The 4400-nt window shown below is 28.2% G+C and carries 1 protein-coding gene and 2 CRISPR repeat arrays; the gene reads right to left on the bottom strand.

Features of this window, described 5'->3' with window-relative positions:
* Position 1: 1 nt before the first annotated feature.
* Positions 2–1811: direct repeats of the CRISPR family, unit length 30 nt; unit sequence ATTTACATTCCAATATGGTGCTACTAATAT.
* A 94-nt stretch (positions 1812–1905) separates the two neighbouring features.
* A protein-coding gene (locus tag A500_RS18890; RefSeq protein WP_156174287.1) for an IS3 family transposase occupies positions 1906–3053 on the bottom strand; the annotation gives its coding sequence in 2 pieces (ribosomal slippage) (positions 1906–2810 and positions 2810–3053; 1149 coding nt in all).
* A gap of 99 nt (positions 3054–3152) precedes the next feature.
* Positions 3153–4377: a CRISPR direct-repeat array (repeat unit 30 nt; unit sequence ATTTACATTCCAATATGGTGCTACTAATAT).
* Between the last annotated feature and the right edge of the window lie 23 nt (positions 4378–4400).

The following is a 4400-nucleotide window of genomic DNA, read 5'->3' as shown; positions in this document are numbered from 1 at the left end:
AATTTACATTCCAATATGGTGCTACTAATATGCGACAAAAGGACTTTATAACCTTAGAGGACGACGAATTTACATTCCAATATGGTGCTACTAATATTAAGCATAAGCCTAATTGGAATTTATAATTAACTTCATTTACATTCCAATATGGTGCTACTAATATTAAGAACCTATTTTATAAAATTTATTTGCAAGTTCACATTTACATTCCAATATGGTGCTACTAATATTTTTAAAAATTGGGATGAAGTTATTAAGTCAGTAAGATTTACATTCCAATATGGTGCTACTAATATGAAGGAATAAAACAATCAGTAATCAATTTTCTTAAAATTTACATTCCAATATGGTGCTACTAATATATGTGGTTTAAGATTTAAATATCCTAGTCCTGAATCATTTACATTCCAATATGGTGCTACTAATATTCCATTATAGTTTCAGTAGGCAAAGGAATAAAACCATTTACATTCCAATATGGTGCTACTAATATGAAGGGTTTGATATATTTTATGAATTTACTCACCTTATTTACATTCCAATATGGTGCTACTAATATTCAATGAACGATACAACTTGTTACGAATTAAAAGAATTTACATTCCAATATGGTGCTACTAATATTAAAAATCTACCATCAACATAGAATTTTATTTTTGAATTTACATTCCAATATGGTGCTACTAATATCTAAGTTTAGATACTTTATTTGCAATTACTGCTTCATTTACATTCCAATATGGTGCTACTAATATTTCTTTTTATCTAGAAGTTTCAGCTAGTGTAATTAAATTTACATTCCAATATGGTGCTACTAATATGTCTTGCTGCTCCTCTATCTGTCCATAAAATAAGTTTATTTACATTCCAATATGGTGCTACTAATATTTAGCATAAACTTTCAATGTAATGCCTACATCCTCAATTTACATTCCAATATGGTGCTACTAATATCTTATGTAGCAAATGTATATAGATTTGCTAGAACCAGATTTACATTCCAATATGGTGCTACTAATATAATTACACAAATAGATAATAATTCAGATATTATTATATTTACATTCCAATATGGTGCTACTAATATCAAATTTCCAGCAAGAACAGAGAAAATAGCCTTAGTATTTACATTCCAATATGGTGCTACTAATATTTAAGAATATAATTATAGAGAAATGTAAGGAAATAATTTACATTCCAATATGGTGCTACTAATATGATTCCTTATGCTCAAATTGAATTTTATCTTAAGTAATTTACATTCCAATATGGTGCTACTAATATCGAGAAGGCAACGTTGCTGACGCTAACTCTATACATTTACATTCCAATATGGTGCTACTAATATATTCAAGCTATAGCACTTGTAGATGATGCACTTTTGATTTACATTCCAATATGGTGCTACTAATATGTTATCTTGCAGGTGATGAATTTGAAATAATGTATTAATTTACATTCCAATATGGTGCTACTAATATTTCTTCATATTTATATAGTTTTAGTATTAATTCTGTATTTACATTCCAATATGGTGCTACTAATATTAAATTCATTTTGTAACTCATCATAACCAAATATAATATTTACATTCCAATATGGTGCTACTAATATGGAGCTTCAATATCGCCTTCTTCTTCATTTTCTACATTTACATTCCAATATGGTGCTACTAATATAGATGACTTAGAAAAATATGACGAATATTTAGATGAATTTACATTCCAATATGGTGCTACTAATATAGTATTGTATCTATCTAACCACCCAAATTGACTTATATTTACATTCCAATATGGTGCTACTAATATGCTTTTTTTATTTGTCGAAAAATAAATATTGACTATATTTACATTCCAATATTGGTCTTATGTCAATATCTTGGACACAAAAAGTCAAACTTTTTTATGCTGAACTTCTAGCTAATAATTCACATTGATGTGGTGTGATGTAATTTAGTGATGAGTGCAGCCTTTTTCTGTTATACCATCCTTCAATATATTTAAAAATAGCCACATTAGCTTCTGAGAAGGTGCGGTATGTACTTCTATATATTTCTTCCTTTTTTATTGATGAATGGAAAGATTCTATACAAGCATTATCATATGGACAACCTTTTTTACTGAATGATTGTAGAATATTAAACTCTTTACATAGGTCCTTTAAATCATTACTAGTGTATTGAGAACCTAAGTCGCTATGGAATACTAGTTGCTTATTTTTATCAGGAGATTGGCTGTAATAAGCATTTTTTAAGGCTTTGACAACTAAATCATTAGTCATTCTCTTACCGAAAGCGTAGCCAATTATTTTTTTAGAATGTAAGTCAAGAACTGAAGCTAAATAGCACCAACCATCTTTGATAGTATGAATATATGTAATATCTCCTACCCATTTTTCATTGATAGAAGTAGTAGTAAAATCTCTCTTTAAAACGTTTTCTAAACCTTCTGCTACTTTTTTGCTCGAATGAGGTTTGTATTTTTTTACAGTTACTGCACAAATACCAAGTTCGCTCATTCGTCTTTGAACTCTCTTTAAGGATATTTTAAAGCCTTCTATACTAAGTACATGATGAATCCTAGGAGCACCATATATTCCTTTATTGTCTTTATAGATCCTTTTAATAGCAGCGTTTAATTCCTCATTCTCTAATTCTCTTGCAGATTTAGTTTTATCAAAAGATTTATAATATGTGCTTCTGGCTACGCCTAGAACGGTACACATAGTCTTAATATCATGGTTACTTTTATTGCTATCTATAAATTCTATTATTTCATCTAATTTTTTGTTGCAAATATGGCCATAGCTTTTTTTAATATTTCATTTTCCTCTTTGATTCTTGCCATTTCTTTTTTAAAAGCCTTAACTTCCTTTAATGTCATAACTTCATTATCATCTACTTGTATTTCTTTAACATCTTTGATCCATCCGTTAATTGTTGATTTTGCAATGCCATATTCGCTACTTAGCTCTGCTAAGGTCATTCCTGATTTATATAAGTCTACTATCATATCCTTATATTCTTGATCATATCTTTTGCCCTTTCCCATATTGTACACATCCTTTCTTAACTAAATATTATTTTACTTAGTTCGTCTTAATGTGTCCACTACTTTATACTAACACCAAGTATTATAATTATGTAATTATATTTACATTCCAATATGGTGCTACTAATATATTATAATTATATTAACAAATCAGTTAGGGCATACATATTTACATTCCAATATGGTGCTACTAATATTAACCTAACACCTGAATTTGATAAAACAAAAAAATTAATTTACATTCCAATATGGTGCTACTAATATCAACTCCTCGCAAAGCTAGTAAATATGCCGATTACAAATTTACATTCCAATATGGTGCTACTAATATCTATCCTTTATGCTATTCTTAAATTAATCGTTATTCGATTTACATTCCAATATGGTGCTACTAATATACTTTTATGGGCTTTTGGTATGTTGATTCTCGGAACATTTACATTCCAATATGGTGCTACTAATATTTGGGGTATTTATATGTTTGTAGCAAAGCCTGGCAAATTTACATTCCAATATGGTGCTACTAATATCATTGTTAATAAAGATTACTCGGCATTTATTGATATATTTACATTCCAATATGGTGCTACTAATATGTATTCAACTATAAATTAAAATATTCCAAAATAAAAAATTTACATTCCAATATGGTGCTACTAATATCAAGCAACAATAGAAAAGCCTTTAAAAGAAGTACAAGATTTACATTCCAATATGGTGCTACTAATATTAATTATGACCATGTTTGATCTCCCCCTATAAAAATATTTACATTCCAATATGGTGCTACTAATATATAGAGAAAATTCCTATAAGTTGTCTACTATGAAACTATTTACATTCCAATATGGTGCTACTAATATCCTTGGAGTAAAGAAGATTTGGAATATCTTATAGCTATTTACATTCCAATATGGTGCTACTAATATGACAAAATTTTATGATAAATATGTTTTTTGTGTTTAATTTACATTCCAATATGGTGCTACTAATATTTCACTTTGAAGATGATTTTTAACTTTACTTCCTCTATTTACATTCCAATATGGTGCTACTAATATGTACAAGCTACAGTTAATAAAATAACTAATAGCAAATTTACATTCCAATATGGTGCTACTAATATTTATCTAAGTTAGATGAATGGCTAGAACAGAATATATTTACATTCCAATATGGTGCTACTAATATATTTAAGTATGGAATTAAAAAGAATAAACAACCAAGATTTACATTCCAATATGGTGCTACTAATATACTATAATCAGTATATAATCTTCCATCATTAACATTAATTTACATTCCAATATGGTGCTACTAATATCTTGAAAGAGTAGAGATATTCCT

The sequence above is a fragment of the Clostridium sartagoforme AAU1 genome, assembly GCF_000401215.1.
GTDB lineage: Bacteria > Bacillota > Clostridia > Clostridiales > Clostridiaceae > Clostridium > Clostridium sartagoforme.
This window is presented reverse-complemented; position numbering and strand designations above follow the sequence as displayed.